Annotated in this window: 20 protein-coding genes and 1 tRNA gene; 11 read left to right on the top strand and 10 right to left on the bottom strand. The window is 51.2% G+C overall.

Translation table 11 applies throughout. The features are described 5' to 3' along the window. Nucleotides 1-120 precede the first annotated feature (120 nt). The 4 genes from asmA to apbC form a co-directional block, all read right to left on the bottom strand. Nucleotides 121-1956, bottom strand: coding sequence for an outer membrane assembly protein AsmA (gene asmA, locus KP22_RS01410; RefSeq protein ID WP_039321923.1), 1836 nt, complete (start codon nt 1954-1956; stop codon nt 121-123). A gap of 57 nt (nt 1957-2013) precedes the next feature. Next, the gene (gene dcd / locus KP22_RS01405) at nt 2014-2595 is read right to left on the bottom strand and encodes a dCTP deaminase (protein WP_005974037.1); all 582 of its coding nucleotides are present in this window, start codon (nt 2593-2595) and stop codon (nt 2014-2016) included. A 121-nt stretch (nt 2596-2716) separates the two neighbouring features. Further along, nucleotides 2717-3358 (bottom strand): uridine kinase, encoded by a 642-nt coding sequence (gene udk / locus KP22_RS01400; RefSeq protein ID WP_039302211.1) that lies wholly within the window; start codon nt 3356-3358, stop codon nt 2717-2719. A 177-nt stretch (nt 3359-3535) separates the two neighbouring features. Beyond that, nucleotides 3536-4645: an iron-sulfur cluster carrier protein ApbC gene (gene apbC, locus KP22_RS01395; protein ID WP_039302208.1), complete on the bottom strand. Its 1110-nt coding sequence runs from the start codon at nt 4643-4645 to the stop codon at nt 3536-3538. 223 nt (nt 4646-4868) lie between these two features. Here apbC and metG point away from each other — a divergent pair, with 223 nt between their 5' ends. The 6 genes from metG to KP22_RS01365 all read left to right on the top strand — a co-directional run bounded on the left by metG (nt 4869) and on the right by KP22_RS01365 (nt 14383). Continuing rightward, nucleotides 4869-6899, top strand: coding sequence for a methionine--tRNA ligase (gene metG, locus KP22_RS01390; RefSeq protein WP_039323386.1), 2031 nt, complete (start codon nt 4869-4871; stop codon nt 6897-6899). Between the two features lie 280 nt (nt 6900-7179). Then, nucleotides 7180-10227 (top strand): formate dehydrogenase-N subunit alpha, encoded by a 3048-nt coding sequence (gene fdnG / locus KP22_RS01385; protein ID WP_072012524.1) that lies wholly within the window; start codon nt 7180-7182, stop codon nt 10225-10227. Nucleotides 10228-10239: 12 nt separating this feature from the next. Next, nucleotides 10240-11148: a formate dehydrogenase subunit beta gene (gene fdxH / locus KP22_RS01380; RefSeq protein WP_039302205.1), complete on the top strand. Its 909-nt coding sequence runs from the start codon at nt 10240-10242 to the stop codon at nt 11146-11148. Continuing rightward, a complete protein-coding gene (gene fdnI, locus KP22_RS01375) occupies nt 11141-11776 on the top strand; it encodes a formate dehydrogenase-N subunit gamma (RefSeq protein ID WP_039302202.1) in 636 nt (211 codons plus the stop codon). Before fdxH ends, fdnI begins: the two co-directional genes overlap by 8 nt. Before the next feature lie 266 nt (nt 11777-12042). Further along, complete coding sequence (locus tag KP22_RS01370; protein ID WP_039321921.1) at nt 12043-13119, top strand: sugar ABC transporter substrate-binding protein; 1077 nt, start codon at nt 12043-12045, stop codon at nt 13117-13119. Between the two features lie 13 nt (nt 13120-13132). Further along, entirely contained in the window at nt 13133-14383 is a 1251-nt protein-coding gene (locus KP22_RS01365) for an LVIVD repeat-containing protein (RefSeq protein WP_039321919.1), read from the top strand. Nucleotides 14384-14434: 51 nt separating this feature from the next. Here KP22_RS01365 and pgl read toward each other — a convergent pair whose 3' ends face one another. Next, on the bottom strand, nt 14435-15433 hold the full coding sequence (pgl, locus tag KP22_RS01360; protein WP_039321916.1) for a 6-phosphogluconolactonase: 999 nt from the start codon (nt 15431-15433) through the stop codon (nt 14435-14437). A 233-nt stretch (nt 15434-15666) separates the two neighbouring features. Between pgl and KP22_RS01355 the strand changes: the two genes are divergently transcribed. Then, on the top strand, nt 15667-16029 hold the full coding sequence (locus KP22_RS01355; protein ID WP_039302190.1) for a DUF4186 domain-containing protein: 363 nt from the start codon (nt 15667-15669) through the stop codon (nt 16027-16029). Nucleotides 16030-16128: 99 nt separating this feature from the next. On the opposite strand, the gene KP22_RS01350 is transcribed toward KP22_RS01355, so the two are convergent. After that, nucleotides 16129-16216, bottom strand: a tRNA-Ser gene (locus tag KP22_RS01350). 262 nt (nt 16217-16478) lie between these two features. On the opposite strand from KP22_RS01350, the gene KP22_RS01345 reads away from it, so the two are divergent. Next, nucleotides 16479-17300: a pyridoxal phosphatase gene (locus tag KP22_RS01345; protein WP_039321913.1), complete on the top strand. Its 822-nt coding sequence runs from the start codon at nt 16479-16481 to the stop codon at nt 17298-17300. Between the two features lie 41 nt (nt 17301-17341). Here KP22_RS01345 and modC read toward each other — a convergent pair whose 3' ends face one another. The 4 genes from modC to KP22_RS21385 all read right to left on the bottom strand — a co-directional run bounded on the left by modC (nt 17342) and on the right by KP22_RS21385 (nt 20160). Further along, a complete protein-coding gene (gene modC, locus KP22_RS01340) occupies nt 17342-18400 on the bottom strand; it encodes a molybdenum ABC transporter ATP-binding protein ModC (RefSeq protein ID WP_039302183.1) in 1059 nt (352 codons plus the stop codon). After that, nucleotides 18400-19089 (bottom strand): molybdate ABC transporter permease subunit, encoded by a 690-nt coding sequence (gene modB / locus KP22_RS01335; RefSeq protein ID WP_039302179.1) that lies wholly within the window; start codon nt 19087-19089, stop codon nt 18400-18402. Before modB ends, modC begins: the two co-directional genes overlap by 1 nt. After that, nucleotides 19089-19859 carry a molybdate ABC transporter substrate-binding protein gene (gene modA / locus KP22_RS01330; RefSeq protein ID WP_039302175.1) on the bottom strand — a complete coding sequence of 257 codons (771 nt, stop codon included), beginning with the start codon at nt 19857-19859 and terminating at the stop codon, nt 19089-19091. Before modA ends, modB begins: the two co-directional genes overlap by 1 nt. Nucleotides 19860-20004: 145 nt before the next feature. Further along, complete coding sequence (locus KP22_RS21385) at nt 20005-20160, bottom strand: AcrZ family multidrug efflux pump-associated protein (protein WP_010285329.1); 156 nt, start codon at nt 20158-20160, stop codon at nt 20005-20007. A gap of 201 nt (nt 20161-20361) precedes the next feature. On the opposite strand from KP22_RS21385, the gene modE reads away from it, so the two are divergent. The 3 genes from modE (at nt 20362) to galE (ending at nt 23887) form a co-directional block, all read left to right on the top strand. After that, nucleotides 20362-21153, top strand: coding sequence for a molybdenum-dependent transcriptional regulator (gene modE, locus KP22_RS01320; protein WP_039321910.1), 792 nt, complete (start codon nt 20362-20364; stop codon nt 21151-21153). Between the two features lie 40 nt (nt 21154-21193). Beyond that, entirely contained in the window at nt 21194-22663 is a 1470-nt protein-coding gene (modF, locus tag KP22_RS01315) for a molybdate ABC transporter ATP-binding protein ModF (protein ID WP_039321907.1), read from the top strand. 204 nt (nt 22664-22867) lie between these two features. After that, nucleotides 22868-23887 carry a UDP-glucose 4-epimerase GalE gene (gene galE / locus KP22_RS01310; RefSeq protein ID WP_039321904.1) on the top strand — a complete coding sequence of 340 codons (1020 nt, stop codon included), beginning with the start codon at nt 22868-22870 and terminating at the stop codon, nt 23885-23887. Nucleotides 23888-24185: the final 298 nt, after the last annotated feature.

Below are 24185 nucleotides of genomic sequence, written 5' to 3'. Positions count from 1 at the left end.
CATCAAGCACAAAGTCTGACTGGGAGAAGAGTAACAGATTAAGGGAAAGTATTAAGGAGAAGCCGCCGATTTGCTAACAGGAATCAGCAAATCGACCAAGAACACAGCACTTCTAAAAAATTAAAGACGATCGAGCAACTGCTTAAGGTCTTTACCCTTCTGGCTTTGCTGATTTTGGCTAGCCCAATCATTCAGGCGCTTCTTCAACTCGTCCTGTAGACGTTTACGCAATAACTGATCCACCTGCAACTGGTAATTCAATTTATCCCATTCGCCGTAGACGCGTAGCGGAATCGCTGTATTTTTCAACACGCTGACGAGTCGCTCATCGCCCTGCCACCCCTGCGTGATAGAGACATTTAGGTTGACGTCACACGTTTGAGCGGGCAAATCGAATTGGCCTACACCGCTTAGCGACAGCAGTTCTGAGCGACCATTGAGATCGGTAAGTCGCAACTTACCTGCATTCAACTGTGCCTTTCCTGTCAGTTGTTGCAGTTCGGTATAACGCTCATAACGCTCTTGTCCTCGCACATTTCCGTTGCTACGCGCTACAGCCATCTGCACCATCTGCTGAATATTCAAGCCCTGTAGACGGACATTATTGGCTTCCAGCGTCGCCGATCCTTGCCATTGCTGGAGCAATGCAGGTAGTGCAATACTGTTTCCGCTAAATTGTCCGATCATCGACAATTTTCCGCTGACCGTCTTGGCAGGCAACGCAAATGCAGACACCAGTTGAGACAGTTCAATATTCTTGAGATCTGGCAGTAGCGTGATGTTGGTTGATGATTTTGTCACGACTTTAGCGGGTAATGAGAAATGCCCCTCCCCCAGTTCGCCACTTAACGTAGTGATATCTAACAACCCTGGCTGATTGTCTGCCCGTAGCGCAAATTGTCGGACATCAAGCCCACGGTAGCTCAGCGATGCGGCCTGCAACGACAGACGAGCGGTGAATTGCTGTAGGCTATCTTCTGGCTTTGCCGCGCCACTTTCATTTGAAATAACGGGAGCGGCTGGTTTAACGGCCACCGTAGTGACGTTATTCTCTTTTACCGACGCGATCCCCAGCAGAGAGTCCAAATCCAGTTTTTCAGATAACAGATCCAATTCATAATGCGGGATATCACCCAGCGTCACGCTACCCGCCCCAGACAACTGGCTGTTATTGGTATTGAGTGAAAGCTGGCTAAACGTGATTTTTTCAGGCTGCTGTTGATAACTTGCCTGAACACTTCCCGTTCCGCTGATACCGTTTGCCGGTATACCCGCTCCCTGAAGCTGATAATCCAGTTTGGTAATATTGGCATTTACCTGCTGCGGGAAGTGCAGCAAATCGACAGCAGCGGCGAGAGAGAAAGCAATATCGCGCTGATCGCGATTGATGCGGCTAGATAATTCGATATTGATCTGGCGATCGCTGCTCTGCTCCATCGCAAGATTAATATCGCGAACATTAATCTGTTCATTATCGCTACGTTGCAGAATCAACAGGCTATCGGCAACTTTTATCTTATCGATATCTAATCGCCAGCGCCGTTCTTCAGATGGGGCTTGCGAACCCGCTGGGGCAATTGGCGCATTGTTCGACTGTTTGGCTTCACTTTCCGGCGTCAGGCGAATGATGGTGCCTTTCAGCATCACCTGTTTGACGGCCAGCTTATGCGACAGCAGCGGCCATAGTTGCACATCAAGGCGCATGTTTTCAGCACTGACAATGGGTGCACTAGAACCCGGTGCACTTAATGACATACCGCCAGATAAAATACTCAGTTGCGGCCATACGTGCCAGCGCAGATCGCCATCCAGTTGCAGGCGATAGCCGCTACGTTCCTCAACCTGCTTCGCCATGTAAGCGCGGAAGTCATTGGGATTAACCAGTACGACCAAGGCTGTCATTCCTGCCACCAGCACTACGAGCAGGATTGCAAGCGTCGTCAGAAATCTTCTCATGCCATCCTCATTGCGAAACGTACGGCTACCTGCTTTTGCATGCCTGTCGCCAAACGCTTAGTCTTTATCGATCCGGCTCGCTACCGCACCCTGTTGATCTTTATATTTGGCATCCTGACGGCGGTTATATGGACGAGCTGCCGGCCCGGAAAGCGGTTCAAAACTCAGTGCACCAATCATCATGCCGGGACGTAACGCCAGCGGCAACTTACCTGAATTATAGAACTCCAGCACAATTCTTCCTTGCCAACCTGGATCGATGCGGTGTGCGGTGACGTGAACCATCAATCCCAAACGAGCGAGAGAAGAACGACCGTCCAGCCAGCCCACCAAATTATCCGGCAGCGTGACAGACTCAAACGTCACGGCCAGAGCTAATTCCCCTGGGTGCAGGAAGAATGCCTCACCTTCTGGCAAATTAATTTCATCACTCATAACGCGATCCAGCGCCGCACTGACTTCATCCTTCGGGCCGCTTAAGTCAATGAAAGCCGCCGTGTGTCCGCGGAAGACGCGAAACTGATTTCCCAAACGAACATCAACGGTCGCACCACTGATCCTCTCAGTTGGCGGACGGGGTGTAATCACCAGTCGGCCATCATCCAGCCAGGCTTCAATGTCACGGTCACACAGTCTCATCTTATTCTCCATTCGACACCGGTATCTATCAGATAAACCTCTTCTATACCCGTCATACATACGCTGCGTCTTGTTCCAAATGCTAACGTTCGGTTACGCAACCTGAATGATTCAGGGCATACTATTCAAAGAACTGGCTTATCTTCGCTTTCAAAATATCAATCGCAATACGGTTTTTACCGCCGCGCGGCACGATAATATCGGCATACTGTTTAGATGGCTCAATGAATTGCAGGAACATCGGGCGCACGGTCTTCTGATATTGTTCCATCACGGAATCCATTGAACGTCCACGTTCATTAACGTCGCGACGCATACGGCGCAGCAGGCAAATATCCAGTGGCGTATCAACAAAGATAGAGAAATTCATCTCATTACGCAGCCGTGCATCCGTTAGCAACAGGATACCTTCCAGGATAATGACCTTTTTCAGCTCAATATGCACTGTTTCCTGTTTACGGGTGTGCTCGACATAGCTGTACTGCGGCACTTCGATTGCCTGACCCGCTTTCAGCATCTGCAAGTGCTTGATTAGCAGGCTATGATCCATTGAGCTTGGGTGGTCATAGTTGGTTTTTACCCGCTCTTCCATAGTCAGGTGGCTTTGATCTTTATAATAACTGTCCTCAGATATCACCCCGATATGCTGATCACCAACCTGATCGCGCAATTCACGATACAAGGTGCTGGAAATAAGACTTTTACCCGAAGCGGACGCTCCTGAGATCCCGATGATGACACATTGGTGAGACTGATCAGTCATGGTATTAACGACCTGATTAACATAAATAAAAGAGAGGGGAGTGCGCCAACAGGCGCTTTGACGCGCAATTATAGGGAGTTAGCCCCCTTCACGCCACCCTTTCTGCGCATTGTGTCAGGGGAAACAAGGCACTGGCGCATCCAACAAGCCGGGACAATCCCGGCATTGATAGATACGTTATAGCGCTCGGAAAGAAATCTCACTGGGGATAACATTGCCTTGCCAGTAGAGCTGGGCGGCAACCTGCCCTGCCAGTTCACGGTATAGAGACGTGAATTCACTCTCCGGCTGGCTGACCACCGTCGGTTCACCACGGTCAAGATCTTCACGCAGGGAAATATGCAGTGGAAGCTGACCCAGCAAAGAACAGTGATATTTTTCCGCCAGTTTCTGCGCACCACCTGTGCCGAAGATCGGTTCCAAATGACCACAGTTGCTACAAATATGGACGCTCATGTTCTCAACGATACCCAGCACTGGCACGCTGACTTTTTCAAACATCGCGATGCCTTTCATGGCATCCATCAACGCGATATCCTGTGGTGTCGTCACGACAACAGCACCAGTGACGGGAATACTCTGCGCCAACGTCAGTTGAATATCCCCCGTACCTGGCGGCATATCGAGTACCAGATAGTCCAGATCTGGCCAAAGCGTATCCTGCAACAGTTGCAATAACGCTTTACTGGCCATCGGCCCACGCCACACCATCGCATTATCGTCCGTCACCAGATAGCCAATCGAGTTGGTTGCCAGACCGTGCGCGATAATCGGCGCCATGTGTTGACCGTCCGGCGAGGTTGGACGCTCACTGGCCGAACCCAACATGGTCGGAATGGAAGGACCGTAAATATCGGCATCCAGAATGCCCACATTGGCGCCTTCAGCCGCCAATGCCAGCGCCATGTTGACCGCCGTACTGGATTTGCCAACGCCTCCTTTACCGGAACTGACGGCAATGATGTTTTTCACGCCCTTAACGCCCGCCTGATCGTTAACCCGACGCAGCGTAGCGACATCATGTGTTAAGCGCCATTCGACGGCATTTGCGCCTGATAAACGTAATAACTCATCGCTAACCGTTTCTTTTAATACAGCCAAACCACTCAGCCAGACAAAAGGCATCGTTAGTTCGATGTGCAACACATTATCCAGCAGTGCACAATGGCGCAGCGCATTCAGTGTCGTCAGGTTATTTTTCAGTGTCGGGTGCTGAAAAGTAGATAAAACCCCGGTGACCATCGCACGCAATGCTTCAGGACGTTGTTCGGGGACTGTAGCGTTCATTCCGGCTCCTTAAAATTCTCATATTTGACCGTTGAGACCGTACATAGCATATCAGAGCCATAGCCACCTGACGCCCTTCGGCATCAAAAACGTGGAAACGTCACGCAAAATAGAATTTGTCATGTTGTTTCCTGTCGTTTTTACTCACGCCAGCGGTTTACGCAGCAAGGCGCTATCGGTTAACATCGATCTCCCTCTATTCACAAAAGAAAGCAAGTTCCTCATGACTCAAGTCGCAAAGAAAATCCTGGTAACGTGCGCGCTGCCTTACGCTAATGGTTCGATCCACCTCGGTCATATGCTTGAACACGTTCAGGCCGATATTTGGGTTCGTTACCAGCGAATGCGCGGCAACCAGGTTCACTTTATCTGTGCGGATGACGCCCACGGCACGCCAATCATGCTGAAAGCACAGCAGATGGGGATTGCGCCAGAACAGATGATTGCGGCAATGAGTCAGGAGCATCAACAAGACTTTGCTGGCTTCAATATCAGTTATGACAACTACCACTCTACGCATAGCGAAGAGAACCGTGAGCTGTCAGGGCTGATTTATAGTCGTCTGAAAGATAACGGTTTTATTAAAAATCGCACAATTTCTCAGTTGTACGATCCAGAGAAAGGCATGTTCCTGCCGGATCGTTTCGTTAAAGGCACCTGCCCGAAATGTAAGGCTGCCGATCAATATGGCGATAACTGTGAAGTATGTGGCGCGACCTACAGCCCAACGGAGCTGATCGAACCGAAGTCCGCAGTTTCTGGTGCGACACCGGAGATGCGAGAGTCAGAACACTTCTTCTTCGATCTACCCGCTTTCAGCGACATGTTGCAATCCTGGACGCGTTCCGGCGCATTGCAGGAACAGGTCGCTAACAAGATGCAGGAGTGGTTCGATTCTGGTCTGCAACAGTGGGACATTACCCGCGATGCACCCTATTTCGGCTTTGAAATCCCTGATGCACCGGGCAAGTATTTTTACGTCTGGCTGGATGCGCCAATCGGCTACATGGGCTCCTTCAAGAACCTGTGCGACAAGCGCAGCGATCTGAATTTTGATGATTTCTGGAAGAAAGATTCAGACGCGGATTTGTATCACTTCATCGGTAAAGACATCGTTTATTTCCACAGCCTGTTCTGGCCAGCCATGTTGGAAGGCAGCGGTTTCCGTAAGCCTACCAATTTGTTTGTGCATGGCTATGTCACCGTCAACGGCGCCAAGATGTCTAAGTCACGCGGCACCTTCATTAAAGCGGGCACCTACCTGCAACATTTGGATGCCGATTGTCTGCGCTATTACTACGCAGCGAAACTGTCTTCTCGCATTGATGACATCGACCTCAATCTGGAAGATTTCGTCCAGCGCGTGAATGCTGACATCGTTAACAAGGTTGTGAATCTGGCATCGCGTAATGCGGGTTTCATCAGCAAACGCTTTGACGGCAAACTGGCAGACAAACTGGCGGACGCCGAACTGTACAAAACCTTCACCGACGCCGCCACCAGCATTGCGGAAGCCTACAACAGCCGTGAATCCGGGCGTGCTATTCGTGAGATCATGGCACTGGCAGATATTGCCAATCGCTATGTTGACGAACAAGCCCCGTGGGTGGTGGCGAAAGCAGAAGGTAGGGATGCCGATCTGCAAGCCATTTGTTCAATGGGTATTAACCTCTTCCGCGTATTAATGACATACCTGAAACCGGTTCTGCCTGCGCTGACGCAACGTACAGAAGCCTTTTTGAACACGGAACTGAGTTGGGATGCAATCACCACTCCTCTGCTGAGCCATCAGGTTAATCCGTTCAAAGCGCTGTTCAACCGCATCGATCTAGATAGGGTCAACGCAATGGTTGACGCGTCTAAAGAAGATATGGTCACGGCACAGAAAGTCGTATCCGGTCCATTAGCAGACAACCCAGTGCAGGACACCATTAACTTTGACGATTTTGACAAAGTCGATATGCGCATCGCGCTGATTAAGCAGGCTGAACTTGTCGACGGTTCTGACAAGCTATTGCGTCTGACGCTGGATCTGGGTGGAGAAACCCGTCAGGTATTCTCCGGTATTCGTGAGGCTTATCCCGATCCGGCGAAGCTGGAAGGCCGTTTGACTGTGATGGTTGCTAATCTGGCACCGCGTAAAATGCGCTTTGGCATCTCAGAAGGTATGGTGATGGCGGCGGGGTCCGGCGGGAAAGATATCTTCCTGCTGAGTCCGGACAGCGGCGCTCAGCCTGGTATGCAGGTCAAATAACTATCCTATCGAGCCGGATTCTTATCCGGCTTTTTTCTGCAACAATTTCTACACAAATGCCCGCTTCTCCTTCTCCGATTGATCCGTAATTTCGCATAGTTTGTAACCATGAAATAACAAAATCGTTATGCATTACAATATATAACGAATAAAAAATATACCTCTTTATAGGTGTAATGCGGGTTTAAATACTTAAATTTTGATTTTGCGCAAAGCCCACAATTTATGTGTTGTTAAATTGCTCGCAACAAAAATGACACATAATTACACAGGGAAACTAATGCAACTAAATAGAAGAGGTTTCTTTAAAGTTTGCGCGGGGGGGATGGCCGGAACCACTCTCGCGGTATTGGGCTTTACACCCACGGAAGCAATGGCATCAGTACGTCAATACAAACTGTTACGCGCAAAAGAGACGCGTAACAACTGCACATACTGTTCTGTCGGTTGTGGTGTGATCATGTATAGCCTGGGCGATGGCGCCAAGAATGCAAAACCCTCTATTTTTCATATCGAAGGCGATGCAGATCATCCAGTTAGCCGCGGCTCCCTTTGCCCGAAAGGTGCGGGCCTGGTCGACTACATCCACAGCGAAAACCGTCTGCTCTACCCTGAATACCGGGCACCAGGCTCAGACAAATGGCAACGAATCAGCTGGGACGACGCGATTGAACGCATCGCGCGCCTGATGAAAGCTGACCGCGACGCCAATTTCCAACGCACCAACGCTAAAGGCGAAACCGTCAACCGCTGGCTGACTACGGGCATGCTGTGCTCTTCTGCCGCCAGTAATGAAACCGGTATTCTCGACCAGAAATTTGCTCGTTCACTCGGTATGGTTGCCATCGACTGCCAAGCTCGTTTGTGCCACGGACCCACCGTTGCCGCGTTGGCACCGACATTCGGTCGCGGCGCGATGACCAACAACTGGGTTGATATCAAAAACGCCAACGTCATTATCGTGATGGGCGGTAACCCGGCAGAAGCGCACCCGGTTGGTTTCAAATGGGCTGTTGAGGCAAAAACACATAACAATGCAAAATTGATTGTTGTCGACCCCCGCTTTAACCGTTCTGCTGCCGTTGCCGATCTGTATGCACCGATTCGCGCGGGCTCCGATGCCGCTTTCCTGCTCGGCATCGTTAACTACCTCATCACACACGATAAAATTCACCGCGAATACGTGGTGTCCTACACCAGCGCCAGCCTGATTGTACGTGAAGACTTCAGCTTCGACGAAGGCTTGTTCAGCGGTTACGATGAACAAACTCGCCAATATGATAAATCCAGCTGGCAGTACGAGTTAGATGAGTCTGGTTTTGCCAAACGTGATAACACGCTGTCTCACCCACGCTGCGTCTGGAACCTGCTGAAAAAGCACGTTTCCCGCTATACGCCGGAAATGGTGACATCCCTATGCGGTACGTCAGCCAAAGATTATGAAACCATTTGCAGCACGCTGGCCGAAACTTGTGTGCCTAATAAAACCGCGACATTCATGTATGCTCTGGGCTGGACGCACCATACTAACGGTGCGCAGATTATCCGCTCAGCAGCAATGATCCAGCTTCTGCTCGGTAATATCGGCATGGCAGGTGGCGGCATCAATGCTCTACGCGGCCACTCCAATATTCAAGGCTATACCGACCTCGGTTTGCTAACGACAAATCTGCCGGGCTATATGCCCCTGCCGTCAGAAAAACAGCCGGATCTGAAAACCTATCTCACACAGATTACGCCAACAGCGCTGTTGCCCGATCAGGTTAACTATTGGAAAAACACGCCAAAATTCTTTATCAGCATGATGAAGAGCTTCTATGGCGATCATGCTCAAGCCGCGAATAACTGGGGTTATGACTGGTTGCCGAAGTGGGATCGTAGCTACGACGTCATGGTGCAAACCGAGTTGATGGTAGAAGGCAAAATGAACGGCTACATCGTTCAGGGCTTTAATCCGGTTGCCGCGTTTTCCAACAAGAACAAAGCGACCGAAGCACTCTCCAAACTCAAGTATATGGTCATCATCGATCCGTTGATCACTGAAACGTCCACGTTCTGGCAGAACTATGGCGAATTCAATGATGTGGATACGAAATCCATTCAAACTGAAGTCTTCCGTCTACCCTCCTCCTGTTTTGCCGAAGAGAATGGCTCTATCGCCAACTCCGGTCGCTGGTTGCAATGGCACTGGGCGGCGGCAGAGCCACCAGGAGAGGCCCATCACGACGGCAAAATCCTCGGCAAACTGCTGATGCGCCTGCGTGAACTGTATACCGAAGAAGGCGGTGCTTATTCTGACCCGTTGATGAACATCAACTGGAACTATAAAGACCCGGAAGATCCAACACCGGAAGAGATCGCCCGCGAAGCCAACGGTATGGCGCTGGCCGATATCTACGACGACAGCGGCAAACTGCTCCTGAAAAAAGGCCAGCAGGTTGCTGATTTCTCACAACTGCGTGATGACGGTACGACTTCGAGCTTCTGCTGGATCTACGCCGGCAGCTGGACGGAAGCCGGTAACCAGATGGATAAACGCGACAATGCCGATGCTGGTCTGGGCTGCACGCCGAACTGGTCATGGTGCTGGCCGCAAAACCGCCGCATTCTCTACAACCGCGCCTCCGCAGACCTGCAAGGTAAACCGTGGGACAGCAAGCGCAAGTTGCTGGAATGGAATGGCCAGAGATGGCAAGGCATTGATGTACCGGATTTCGCCGCCACCGTACCGCCGGGCAAAGACACTGGGCCGTTCATCATGCTGCCTGAAGGTTTGGCACGTCTGTTCTCTGTGGACAAACTGGTAGACGGTCCGTTCCCTGAGCACTACGAACCAATCGAATCACCTATCGGTACTAACCCGCTACATCCATCGGTGATTTCCAGCCCGGTAGCACGTTTATTTGCACGTGATGCGAAAACAATGGGTACGGCGAAGGACTTCCCTTACGTGGCGACCACATACTCGATTACTGAATTGTTCCGCCACTGGACAAAACACGCGCGTTTGAACGCGATAGTGCAGCCGGAGCAGTTTGTTGAGATCGGTGAAAATCTGGCGAAGAGCAAAGGCATTAAAGCGGGCGATGAAGTCAAAGTCTCCAGCCAGCGTGGCTACATCAAAGCCAAAGCCGTGGTCACCAAACGTATCAAAACGCTGGAAATTGCCGGACGCAACGTGGAAACCATTGGTATTCCCTGCCACTGGGGCTTTGAAGGAACCACTCGTAAAGGGTTCCTGGCTAATACACTCACCCCGAGCGTCGGCGACGCTAATTCACAAACGCCTGAGTACAAAGCGTTTTTGGTTAATGTAGAGAAAGTGTAAGGGTAGCCAACTATGTCAATGCAATCACAAGATATTATTAAACGTTCGGCCACCAACGGCTTTACACCGCCTCCGCATGTGCGTAATGACAAAAGCGAAGTGGCAAAACTGATCGACGTCACCACCTGTATCGGCTGTAAGGGCTGTCAGGTGGCCTGTTCAGAGTGGAACGATATTCGTGACGAAGTCGGTCATAACTTCGGAGTTTATGATAACCCGGCAGACCTAAGCGCCAAATCCTGGACGCTGATGCGCTTTTCCGAAGTGGAAGAGAACGATCGTCTGGAATGGCTGATCCGTAAAGATGGCTGTATGCACTGTAGCGATCCAGGCTGTCTGAAAGCCTGTCCTTCCGCGGGTGCAGTCATCCAGTACGCCAATGGTATCGTCGATTTTCAGTCAGAAAACTGTATCGGCTGCGGCTATTGCATCGCCGGTTGTCCGTTCAATATTCCTCGCCTGAACAAAGAAGATAACCGCGTCTATAAATGTACGCTGTGCGTCGACAGGGTCAGCGTTGGGCAAGAACCTGCCTGCGTGAAAACCTGTCCTACCGGTGCCATTCGTTTCGGTACGAAAGAAGAGATGAAACATCTGGCGGAAGAACGCATCGCCGATCTGAAAAGCCGTGGTTATGCGAACGCAGGCCTTTACGATCCACAAGGCGTGGGCGGTACGCATGTGATGTATGTCCTGCACCACGCAGACAGGCCATCACTCTATAACAATCTGCCGGATGACCCACAGATTTCCACACCGGTCAACCTGTGGAAGGGCATTCTGAAGCCGCTGTCTGCATTAGGGTTTGTCGCCACGTTCGCTGGGTTGATGTTCCACTACATCGGTGTGGGCCCGAACACAGAAGAAGTGGAGCATGAACACGAGGGTGAAGACAAAGAAGGGAGAGACAAACATGAGTAAACCAAAAATGATTTTGCGCACCAAGTTTATCGATCGCATCTGTCACTGGATTGTGGTGATTAGCTTTTTCCTGGTCGCGCTCTCAGGGATTGCTCTGTTTTTCCCAACCCTGCAATGGTTGACGCAGACGTTTGGTACGCCGCAAATGGGGCGTATCTTACACCCATTCTTTGGCGTGCTGATCGTCATCTGCCTGATTCCGATGTTCTTCCGTTTTGTTAGTCATAACATTCCGAAGAAACGCGATCTGCCGTGGTTCCTCAACATCATAGAAGTGTTGAAAGGCAATGAGCATGAAGTGGCTGAAGTGGGTAAATACAACCCAGGCCAGAAGCTGATGTTCTGGAGCATCATGGGACTGACGCTGGTACTGCTGATCACCGGGGTTATCATGTGGCGTCCTTATTTTGCCCACCTGTTCCCGATTGATATCGTGCGTTACGCCATTTTGATTCATGCGGTTGCCGCTATCGTCCTGATCCATGCCATCCTTATCCACATGTACATGGCGTTCTGGGTCAAAGGGTCGATTAAAGGCATGATTGAAGGCAAGGTCTCCAAACGCTGGGCGCGTAAACACCACCCGCGCTGGGCACGTGAAATGGAAGAAAAAGAGACGAAGAAATAATTCACGCTTTCTTCGTCTAATAGCTCCCTTCAAATGTCCGCCTCGCGGGCATTTTCTTTTTATCCGCAGTCAGTACGAATCGTTATAACTTAAGCCCAAAAATCATAATCTTCCCCTCTTTCTCGGCTATCGCTCAACCGCTATGATGCGGTACTATTTTTAAATAGACATCCAGACATAAAGACAGCTATAAAGTAGTAACGCAACCTACATAACAATATTGTCATCGACACGACATCAATTTATAAAACGCCACGGAGCTGATAATGAAGAAATTTACGCCTGCCCTGCTTGCACTGAGCTTACTGACAGCATTACCGGCACTGGCTAATCAAAATGCCACTATTGCTCCGGTTCCGGCCGCTATTGCCAATCATAATGGTCCGGTTCGGATCGCCGTTATCCGCAATCTGGGATCGGACGACAACACTACGCAGTTTGTTTCCGGCGTGCTTGAAGAAGGTAAAAAGCTGGGCTTCAAGGTCAGCACGTTCTTGAGCAACGGCGATGATGCCCGTTTTCAGGATTTCGTGAATCAGGCCATTAGCCAGAAATATGATGGCATTATCCTGTCACAGGGCCGCGATCCCTACTCTACCGATTTGATTAAGCGCATCGTCGACAGCGGCATTGCCGTTTCCGTGTTTGATACCGCCGTGAACGGCGAGATTCCGGGCGTGACCGTCACCCAGCAGGATGATGCTTCACTCACTAACGAATCATTCGGCCAACTGGTGAAGGACTTCAACGGCAAAGCCAATATCATCAAGCTGTGGGTCGCAGGCTTCCCGCCAATGGAACGCCGCCAGCTCGCTTATCAACAGATTCTGAAAGCCAACCCAGGCATCAAGGAGCTGGAATCGATTGGTGCCGTGTCCTCTGACGTACAGGGTGATACCGCCAACAAAGTCGGTGCTGTACTGGCGAAGTACCCAAAAGGCAAAATCGATGCGATCTGGGGATCGTGGGATGCTTTCAGCCAGGGCGCTTATAAAGCATTGAAAGAAAATGGCCGGACTGAAATCAAGCTATATAGCATCGACATCTCTAATCAGGATTTACAACTGATGCGCGAAGCGAGCAGCCCGTGGAAAGTCAGCGTGGCCGTCGATCCTAAGCTGATCGGTAAAGTGAACCTGCGTCTGGTTGCCAACAAGATTGCCGGTGAACCGACGCCAGCAACCTACGAGTTCCGTGCCGCCGCAATTCCACAAGCACTGTTAGCCAGCCAGCCGGGTGCGGTCAACGTTGGTGGACTGGCGAAAATCATCCCAGGCTGGGGCCATACGGATGATTTTATCGCACCGTGGTTTGCTACACTGGAAGCCAAACAGGCGAAATAATACGGAGATACTCATGGCATCGACTCCTCTGCCAACACCCGATTACAGCCGCAATATGCGGCTGATTGGGCACAGCGATCAGGGCGGCAGACCCGATGGCGTGCAGGTGATGGTTCATCGCGGCTACGCTTACATCGGGCATATGGTTTCACAAGGCGTGTCGATTGTGGATGTGCGCGATGCCAAGAATCCCAAGCCGGCGGGGTTTATTGCAGCCCCGCCCGGCACCTGGAACATCCATTTGCAAACGCATGATGACCTGTTACTCGTCGTCAATGCGCGGGATTTGTTTGCCGACGCCAGCTTCGCCGAGGAAAAGGTCTATTACACCCGCTCCGTCGCCGATACAGTTAGTACCAAACAGCAAGGCAAAAGCTGGAGCGCCGGATTACGAATTTTCGATATCTCAACGCCGGATAAACCGCGCGAAATCAGCTTCCTGCCGTTGGACGGCATCGGCATTCACCGCATCTGGTATGTGGGCGGGCGTTGGGCCTATGTCTCTGCGTTGCTCGACGGCTATAGCGACTACATCTTTCTGACTATCGATCTGGCCGATCCGCAGCGCCCTGAAGTTGCCGGGCGTTACTGGTTACCCGGCATGCACACCGCAGGCGGAGAAACCGCAAGTTGGCCGGAAGGCAAGCGTTACGCGCTTCACCATGCCATCATCAGCGGCGACACCGCCTACGGAAGCTGGCGCGATGGCGGGTTGACGCTGCTGGACGTGAGCGATCGCACCAATCCACAGCTCATTAGCCACCGTAACTGGAGCCCGCCGTTTGGCGGTGGCACCCACACAGCGCTACCGCTGCCAGATCGCGATCTGTTGATAGTATTGGATGAAGCGGTATTGGATAATCAGGAAGATGGCGAGAAATTGATTTGGGTTTTCGACATTCGTGAACCGAGTAATCCGGTGAGCATCGCGACCTTTCCACAGCCGAAAGAGACGGATTATGTGAAAAAAGGCGCACACTTTGGCCCACATAACCTGCATGAAAATCGACCCGGCAGTTTCATCAGTTCATCGCTGATTTTCGCTACGTATCAAAACGCAGGAGTACGGGCTTACGACATCAGTAATCCGTATCAGCCGAAAGAAACTGGCGCACTCGTGCCTGCGGCGCCAGCCACAATGGTCGATAAACGTCCCGGTAGACCGCAAATTATTCAGTCTTGCGATGTGTTTGTTGATGCCGATGGCATCATCTACAGCACGGATTACAACGCAGGTTTATCGATCATCGAATACCGGGGTTAATCGAAAAAAAAGCCCTGCGGATAAATACAGGGCTTATTGCTGAGCGTAAACTTAATCCAGCGCCAGCACCGCCACCCACATTGGCCCCTGACCGACGGCGTAACGCGCCAGCGGTTGCAGATCGCCCGTGTGCTGATCGATGTGATACACCTCAATGTGCTGAGACTTCTGCCCCGCAGAAATCAGGAATTCACCGGTGTTGTCGATATTGAAACCGCGCGGCTGCGTTTCGGTTGGCTGATGCCCGGTCAGCGTTAACGTGCTGCCGTCTTCTGACACCTGGAAAACACTCAGCAGGCTGGCAGTACGATCGCTGATGTACAGGAAGCGGCCATTTGGCGTAATGTGAATATCTGCTGCCCAGCGCGTATCACTGAAACCTGCTGGCATAGCATCCAGCGTTTGTACTTTCTGCACGTCGCCGTTGGCCGCATCCAACTGATACACATCGACTGAACTGTCCAGTTCATTCACGCAGTAGGCAAAGCGCTGATTCGGGTGGAAAGCCATATGGCGCGGACCGGCCCCCGATACCGTCGTCATTTCAGCCTGACGATGTACGCTCAATTCTCCCGCCGCACCTAGATCATACAGGCGGATACGGTCTTCTTTCAGGCAAGGCGCCCACACAATGGTATTGGTTGGATCGATATTGGTAGAGTGGCACCCTTCCAGTCCGTCCAGTTGCTGAATCGGCTCGCCGACGGCGCCATCAGCACCAATCGGGCTAACGCTAACACAAGCACCACTGTAAGACGCACTAAACAGGAAACGCCCGTCGTTATCGGTCGACAGGTGTGTCGGGCTACCGGGTAAGGATGCAACACCTGCTTCCGTCAATTTACCCTGTTCATCAATACGATAGCTAAGAACCCTGAAGTCAGGACGCACACCGACATACAGGTGGCGTTTATTTGGCGCAATCGTCATCGGCTGAACCTGTCCTGGGACTTCAACGGTTTGCAATAATGTCAGATTTCCCTGAGCGCCGAGCTGCCAGACATGAATCTGCTGGCTTTCCGGGCTGGCGACATAAACCACTTGCTGCATCGTATTCTCCTTATTTCACGCGAATGTGGCGGCACAGGAAAGCTCAGAAGAGATTCATTGCAAGGCTAGAACTGGCTCACCCTGACGCACGGTATACCATAAATGACCAACCACTCTATTCTACAGAGACAGCGCAAGGCTACTATTGATTTAAGCAATGGCTGATTTAAGTTATACGGTGGTGCCCGAACTTATCGGTTATTGCATGATTTACATTCTACGGACTTCATATTATGAGCATGTTTGATTCGCTGTTTTCTCGACTATCGCGTTCCCCTTTCCGCCAGCGTTTTCAGTTGGGTGTCAAAGAGCGTGACTATTGCTACAGCAAAGGTAAGGAAAGGGTTGCATCCCACGCGGCCGATTTTGTCGCTCGTAGGCTAGCACCAGCGGATCCGATCAATGACGGGAAACAGACACCGATGCGTGGTCATCCGGTGTTTATTGCACAGCACGCTACCGCTACATGCTGCCGGGGATGCCTGGAAAAATGGCATCACATCGCCCAACACCGACCGCTGAACGACGAAGAACAGCGCTATGTAGTTGAGGTCATTCTGTATTGGTTGGAAAACGATTTGATTAGCCGACGCTAAAAATGCCACGATGATGAGCAAAGCAGAAACGACAGGAGATAAATCGCCAGATATAAATGACAAGAGAAGAAATTGGATAAGAAAGGGAAATATTGAAAGTGGCGGAGGAGTAGAGATTCGAACTCTAGAACACTTTCGCGTCGCCGGTTTTCAAGACCGGTGCCTTCAACCACTCGGCCACTCCTCCGCAATGACGCGCACTATAAACAGTACGCCACGTATTGTAAAGCTATGTTGTGATTGATTGCTTAAAAAATAGATGATAACCCGTTGAAAGCATAGAAAATAGACAATAACATCCTGCATGACTCCACTTCATCCCATCATAACGAATACTTCGCAACCAAGCCAACCCAGACACTTTTATCTCGCTGTTATCTGTCTATTTTTCGCCGTGTCCTTTATCGTAGAGGTAATTTGCTACCCACATTTTTATTTGCGAGACAGCTATGACCTACCAAGTAATTGCACTGGATCTTGATGGTACCCTACTGAATCAACAGAAAAAAATCCTCCCAGAATCTCTTAGCGCACTCGCGCTGGCCCGTCAGCAAGGCATAAAAGTGATGATCGTCACGGGACGCCACCACTCAGCAATCCACCCTTTTTATCAGGGATTGCAGTTGGATACGCCAGCAATCTGCTGCAACGGCACCTACGTCTATGATTACCAGCAGGGCCGAGCGTCGCACACCAATCCGCTCTCTGTCGATCAGGCAAAAAATGTCATCACACTACTAGAGGAATTCGATATTCACGGGCTGATGTATGCCGATGACGATATGTATTATCAGTATCCTACCGGACACGTAGTTCGCACGCTGGCATGGGCTTCTAGCCTGCCGGAGCAGCAGCGACCGCGCTTCGCACAGGTGGAAAATCTGGTGCGTCAAACGGAGGAGTCTCGTGACATCTGGAAATTCGCGACCACCCACGCCGATGTCCCTACGCTGAATAATTTCGCGGCGGAAGTGGAAAAACAGCTCGGATTAGCCTGCGAGTGGTCATGGCAGGATCAGGTTGATATCGCCCAAACCGGCAACAGCAAAGGTAAACTGCTTCAGCAATGGCTCGACGAACAGGGTATTAGCATGAAGGACGTCGTGGCATTTGGCGATAACTTTAATGATATCAGCATGCTGGAAGGCGTAGGGTTAGGTATCGCAATGGGCAACAGCGCCGACGAGATCAAGGCACGGGCCGATCTGGTGATTGGCAGTAATGAAGAACCGAGTATCGCAGAGGTCATCCGCACCCGCATTCTGGCCTAGTTTATCATGTTAGCCATCAACACACTGGTGGCTAACACGGTTTATGCCGTAATCGATACGCTCTTAATCTGCGCGTAGAGCATTTGCCCAGGATGAAGCGCGAGATCGTCCCGCGCCCATGGAGTGATACGTGACCACAGCGTCTGCTGACCGACCGCCAGCTTCACTTCAACCTGTTCGTCAACCTCAATGCATTCCACTACTCTGGCTCGCAGTACATTACGGATGCTGCTTTTTTCCGGTGGCTGTAGCACCAGAGAGACATCGGCGGCATTCACGCGAATACGCGATGCGGCGTCCAGCGGTAGCTCGACTTTTCCAACCCACACCTGCTGATCGTCTACTGCCAATGCCGTCATCGCGTAATGCTCATGCTGTGCCAACACGCGCACACTCAGAATGCTGCTCTGCTCATCTTTAGGTAACCAAGGGCGTAACGCGCTACTGGCCCACACTTCTTCCAGCAGCCCCTGCGCTTTCACCTTACCTTTATCGAGCACCACAACATGATCGGCTAACCGAACAATTTCTTCCAGACTATGACTGACATATAGAATAGGAATATTGACCTCTTTTGCCAACCGTTCCAAATAGGGCAACAGCTCACGCTTTCTGGGCAGATCCAGCGATGCCAGCGGTTCATCCATGAGCAGCAATTCCGGCGCAGTCAGCAACGCCCGGCCAATCGCAACGCGCTGCTTTTCGCCACCAGACAGCGTCAGCGGGTAGCGATTCAGTAAATGCTCGATACCCAGTAAATTGACGATATCATCAAACTGCGATGCCATTGTTTCAGCCATACCGTAGCGCAAATTGCCACGTACACGGTAATGCGGAAATAGCCGAGCATCCTGAAACACATAGCCAATATGCCGCTTTTCCGGCGGGAGGAAAACACGCTGCTGCGTATCCACCAGAACATGGTCATTGAGCACAATCCTGCCGCCATCAGGTCGAGTCAGACCAACAACGGCGTTAATCAATGACGTTTTTCCTGCCCCAGATACGCCGAAAATAGCGGTAATACCGTTGGCGGGCAATTCAGACTGAACGTGGAGTTCGAGGCTCCCCAGTTGTTGATGAAAATCGAGTTGCAGCATTATCCCCCCAATCGCTTGCGGCTCAAGTTTGTTAGCCATTCCGATGCCATCAGCGCAGCCAGCGACAACACGATAGCAATGATGCACAACCTTGCCGCATCAGCTTCCGCACCGGGCGTTTCAATCAGGGTGTACATCGCCAGTGGAATGGTTCGGGTTTCGCCGGGAATATTGGAGACAAACGTAATTGTCGCGCCAAATTCGCCAAGCGAGCGGGCAAACGCCAATACGGTTCCAACCACGATCCCAGGAAAAGAGAGAGGTAATGTGATGGTGAAAAAGACGCGCCAGGGCGAGGCACCGAGTGTTCGGGCGGCTTGTTCCAGATGCGTATCAACGGCATCAAGCGACAGCCGGATCGCCCGAACCATCAGCGGAAACGCGACAATCGCCGACGCTAACGCCGCACCGCGCCAGCTAAAACTAAAGCTGAAGCCGAACCAGTCATAGAGCCAGGAACCAATTACGCCGCGTCTTCCCATCGCCACCAGCAGCAGGTAACCAATGACCACGGGTGGCAACACCAATGGTAAATGGATAATGCTGTCCAGCAGTGATTTGCCGGGAAACCGACAGCGCACCAAAACCCACGCCATCAGTATCCCAAACGGCAAGCTGCACGCCACAGCCACAACGGAAACTTTGAGGCTCAGCTCAACCGCCTGCCATTCGTAATCGCTCAGCATCATTAGCGCGGCGCGAAGCCATAGCGTTTAAATACGGCTGCCGCTTCAGGCGTTTTCAGATAATCATAAAAACCGGTAACCGCGGCGTTTTTATGCTCTTTCACTATCGCCATTGGATATTCGACAGGCTTGTGGCTCGCAGCAGGGAACGTGCCGATAACTTTAACTTTATCGCTAGCAACTGCGTCAGAACCATAAACAATACCCAGAGGGGCTTCTTCACGTTCAACCAGTGCCATGGCTGCACGCACGTTGTTGGCTCGCGCCATCAGCGGGGAAAGTTCATCCCAGGCTTTCAGATTCTGTAATGCTTCCTTGGCATAGATCCCAGCAGGCACATGATCCGGGTCGCCAACGGCCAGACGTCCGCCTTTCAGCAGGCTTTTCCAGTCCGTTTTAACGTCAATGTTAATCTCTTTCTGCGTACTCGCCTTCGGCGCAATCACGACCAGCTCATTACCCAGCAGCGTGTGACGCGTAGCGGTATCCATCAGGTTTTTATCTTGCGCGTAGTCCATCCACTGTTGGTCAGCGGAAATGAACATATCGGCTGGCGCACCTTGTTCAATCTGGCGTGCTAGCGTTGAGGATGAGGCATAAGATGCCACAACGGCGACATTTTTCTCTTTCTGATATTGCGTAGCGATCTCCTGCAACGCATTCGTCAATGATGCCGCGGCGAACACCGTGACTTTATCTTCTGCCACCGCGGGCAACGCCATTCCTGCACTGAGTGTCAATGCGGCAAACCATTTTAACCATTGCTGCTTCATTCTTGTCTCCTGACAATTATCGTTGTGTAAATAATAATATAACGAATAATGAAGCAGTGTCATGTGCTTTAAAGAGGTAGATACAGAGAGGTAGAAAAGAAATGTCCGGCAAGAAGCCGGACATCAAATAGAAAAGGAACGTGAATCAGTGCTGATTCTTTGCGCGCTGGCCGTCGGAATGGCCGATGCGGGACAACACGTTAAATACTTCGCCCAGGCAATAAATCGCCCCCATGATAACCACCATCATCACAGGAACCATGGCAACTGCAAACAGCAGGCTTTTCAACAACTCCAACATGCTTACCTCACTTTCACTTATTGCAACGGTAACGCTACTTTAGCCCTTTTGGTACGCTATTTCACTGTAAACCGAGATCGTCGTAATTGTGATGTAGTCTACCGCAGTAATAGAAAATAGTGCGCCTATTTGTGCGATTTGCCCCTGATGAAAAAAATAGCGACAATACAGGGAATTGAACTCATCGACGGTGCTCTCACTATGCAGGCTGAAATTCTCCTCACCCTGAAACTCCAACAGCGTTTATTCGCCGACCCGCGGCGTATTGAATTGCTCAAGCAAATTCGCCATACCGGTTCAATCAGTCAGGGAGCCAAACTGGCGGGAATTAGCTATAAAAGCGCATGGGATGCCATCAATGAGATGAACCAACTGGCCGAGCAAACTATCGTCGAGCGCATGACGGGCGGCAAAGGCGGCGGCGGTGCACAACTTACCCGCTATGGCGCACGCCTTCTTCAACTGTACGATTTACTCGCACAAATTCAGCAAAAAGCCTTTGATGTCTTGCAGGAAGAAGGACTGCCGTTGGATAGCCTGCTGGCAGCCATCGCGCGTTTCTCGCTGCAAACCAGCGCACGTAATCAATTTTTTGGAACGGTGCTCGCACGCGGTGAAGAACAGGTGCAACAACATCTGGATATTTTACTCGCCGATGGTAAAACAACGATCAGCGCGCTGATTACGCAGCAAAGCGCCGAGCGTCTGCAATTACAGAAAGGAAAAGAGGTGCTGGCGCTGATTAAAGCACCGTGGATCGATGTGTATGCCACCACCTCCGCCGCGCCCGCAGTAGATAACGTCTTGCCAGGACAAATTCAGGCCATTCAGCACGGTGCGGAAAACAGCGAAATTCTGATTACGCTAACTGGGGGAGAAACCCTGTGTGCCATGGTGTCGAATACCTTGCTTGAACAGCAAAAGCTGCAACTGGGAATGGATGTGAAGGCCTGTTTTCATGCCGACCGGGTCATCATCGCCACGCTTTGTTAATACCACTTTAGCGCTACAGGCCATTGACGAAGGATAGAAGATGTCATTGTTGAAAATTACGCAAGGGTTGTTTCGTCTCAGCGATACCCGCATGCTGCGTTTGGACGAACTGACGCTTGAACAAAACCAGTGCTGGGCCTTTGTCGGAGCCAACGGAAGTGGTAAATCGGCACTGGCGCGATCGCTCTCTGGCGAACTACCGTTATTGAGTGGTGAGCGGATAACCGGATTTCAACATCCTATTCGTCTGTCGTTTGAGCAATTGCAAAAGCTGGTTTCTGACGAGTGGCAACGCAATAACACCGATCTCCTGAGCGAAGGCGAAGACGACACTGGCCGCACCACAGCAGAAGTGATTCAGGATAGCCTCAACGATCCTGCACGTTGTGAACAGCTGGCACGCCAGTTTGATATTGCGCATTTGCTGGAGCGTCGCTTCAAATACCTCTCGACGGGGGAAACCCGCAAGGCAATGCTTTGTCAGGCGCTGATGCCTCAGCCCGATCTGCTGATCCTTGATGATCCTTTTGATGGGCTGGATATTGCCTCTCGCCAGCAGCTTGTTGACGAACTGCGGAAACTGGCAAGCGCTGGCTATACGCTGGTGCTTATTTTAAATCGCTTTGACGACATTCCTGAGTTTATCAACCATGTTGGTGTGTTGGCCGACTGCACGCTGACTCGCGTTGGCAAGCGTGAAGCGATTCTCTCTGAAGCACTGGTGGCTCAACTCGCGTTTAGCGAAAAACTGTCGGGAAGTTCGCTGCCAGAACCCGAAGATCCACAGCGGTATATGACGCTCCCCGCCGATGAAGCGCGTATTCTGCTACGTAACGGCATAGTGCAGTACAACGATCGCCCTATTCTGCACAAGCTGACCTGGGAAGTATTGCCAGGGCAGCATTGGCAGATTGTCGGACCAAATGGCGCAGGAAAATCGACGCTGCTCAGCCTGATTACTGGCGATCACCCGCAAGGCTACAGCAATGATCTCACCCTGTTTGGCCGTAAACGCGGCAGCGGTGAAACCATCTGGGATATCAAACGCCACATCGGTTACGTCAGTAGCAGCTTGCATCTGGATTACCGTGTCAGCACCAGCGTGCGTAACGTCATCCTGTCTGGTTTCTTTGACTCTATCGGTATTTATCAAGCAGTTTCCGATCGTCAACGTCACCTGACTGAACAGTGGCTCACCCTGCTTGGGCTCAGTGGCGCTATCGCCGATACGCCGTTTCAATCACTCTCCTGGGGTCAGCAGCGTCTGACGCTGATTGCCCGCGCGTTAGTCAAACACCCTGCCCTGCTCATTCTTGACGAACCGCTACAGGGGCTTGATCCGCTCAATCGCCAGCTAGTACGCCGCTGGCTGGATATTCTGATTGGCGAGGGCGAAACGCAGTTGCTCTTTGTCTCCCACCATGCGGAGGACGCACCTGAGTGCATCACGCATCGGCTCACTTTCGTCCCACAAAATAATATCTATGGCTATCAAATTGATGAGCTATAGGGATAACGCTTAAAACAGAAATGATAACGCTACCACAAAATAAAATGTAGGGTAGAAAGACGAGCTCATTTACACTGTCGTATACGCTTCACTAAATTTATTTGTAAAAAAATCATTGATAACAGAGGCAGATTCTCGCTGTGGATCACCTTTTTCAGTATCCATCCATGTTATTTTACAACATTGCGATATATAGAGGTCATTATGAACGTTCTGGTTACAGGTGGTAGCGGTTACATAGGGAGTCATACATGCGTTCAATTGCTGGCTGCCGGGCACACTCCCGTCATTCTTGATAACTTGTGCAACAGCAAGGCTAGCGTCGTTAAAACCATTACACGTTTAACCGATAAAAAGCCCTTTTTTTATCAGGGAGATATCCGCGACAGCGCGCTGCTGGACGATATCTTCGCTAAACATGCTATTGATTCCGTCATCCACTTTGCTGGCTTAAAAGCCGTGGGGGAGTCGGTGCGTGAACCGCTGAGTTACTATGACAATAACGTCAACGGTACGCTCGTGCTGGTTGAAGCGATGAAGAAAGCCGGTGTGAAAAACCTGATTTTCAGCTCCTCCGCCACCGTTTATGGCGATCAACCACACACGCCTTATCAGGAAAGCTTCCCAACCGGACACCCAGCCAGCCCTTATGGCCGCAGCAAGCTGATGGTTGAGCAAATCCTACAAGATTTGCAACATGCGGAACCAGAATGGAGTATTACGCTGTTGCGTTATTTCAACCCAGTCGGTGCCCACCCATCCGGTGAGATGGGTGAAGACCCACAGGGTATTCCTAATAACCTGATGCCCTACATCGCTCAGGTTGCTGTAGGCCGTCGCGATTCGCTGGCGATCTTCGGTAATGACTATCCTACCGTTGACGGCACTGGCGTACGCGATTACATCCATGTCGTCGATCTGGCTGACGGTCATATCGCCGCCATGAACACCCTGCAAAATCGTGCTGGCGTACACATTTATAACTTGGGCGCAGGCATAGGCTACAGTGTATTGCAGGTCGTCGAAGCCTTTAGTCAGGCCTGTGGTAAGCCGCTGGCTCACCATTTTGCACCGCGCCGTCAGGGCGATCTGCCTGCTTACTGGGCGGATGCCGAGCGTGCAGCGAAAGATCTTAACTGGCGAGTCACGCGTTCATTACAAGAAATGGCGCAGGATACCTGGCGCTGGCAATCCAACCACCCTAATGGGTACGAAGAGGCTTGACGACGTTTTTTCACGCCGAGTGACAGATAAGGGAAGATAAGCAGAACTGATTCATACCGTTGACAACCCCATTTAGGGAACAAGAACGGTGATAATGGGATAGAAGAGTAAAGTCCGCGCCAGGGACAAAAACGTCAGGAACGTTTTTGAACGTCGCTTGCGACGGCCCTGAAAGGGTGAATCTCAGGAATGAGATTCCTATCTGCGCGGTTCGAGCTTACAACGGACGTACTTGCAGCGTCTTTACGATCTACCCATTAACACCGCTCGGCGTACTTTGTCAGCAAACTCCTTTCTG

Origin of the sequence: Pectobacterium betavasculorum (assembly GCF_000749845.1) — a bacterium.
GTDB lineage: Bacteria > Pseudomonadota > Gammaproteobacteria > Enterobacterales > Enterobacteriaceae > Pectobacterium > Pectobacterium betavasculorum.
The sequence above is the reverse complement of the archived record's forward strand: the minus strand, read 5'-3'. Positions and strand labels throughout refer to the sequence as shown.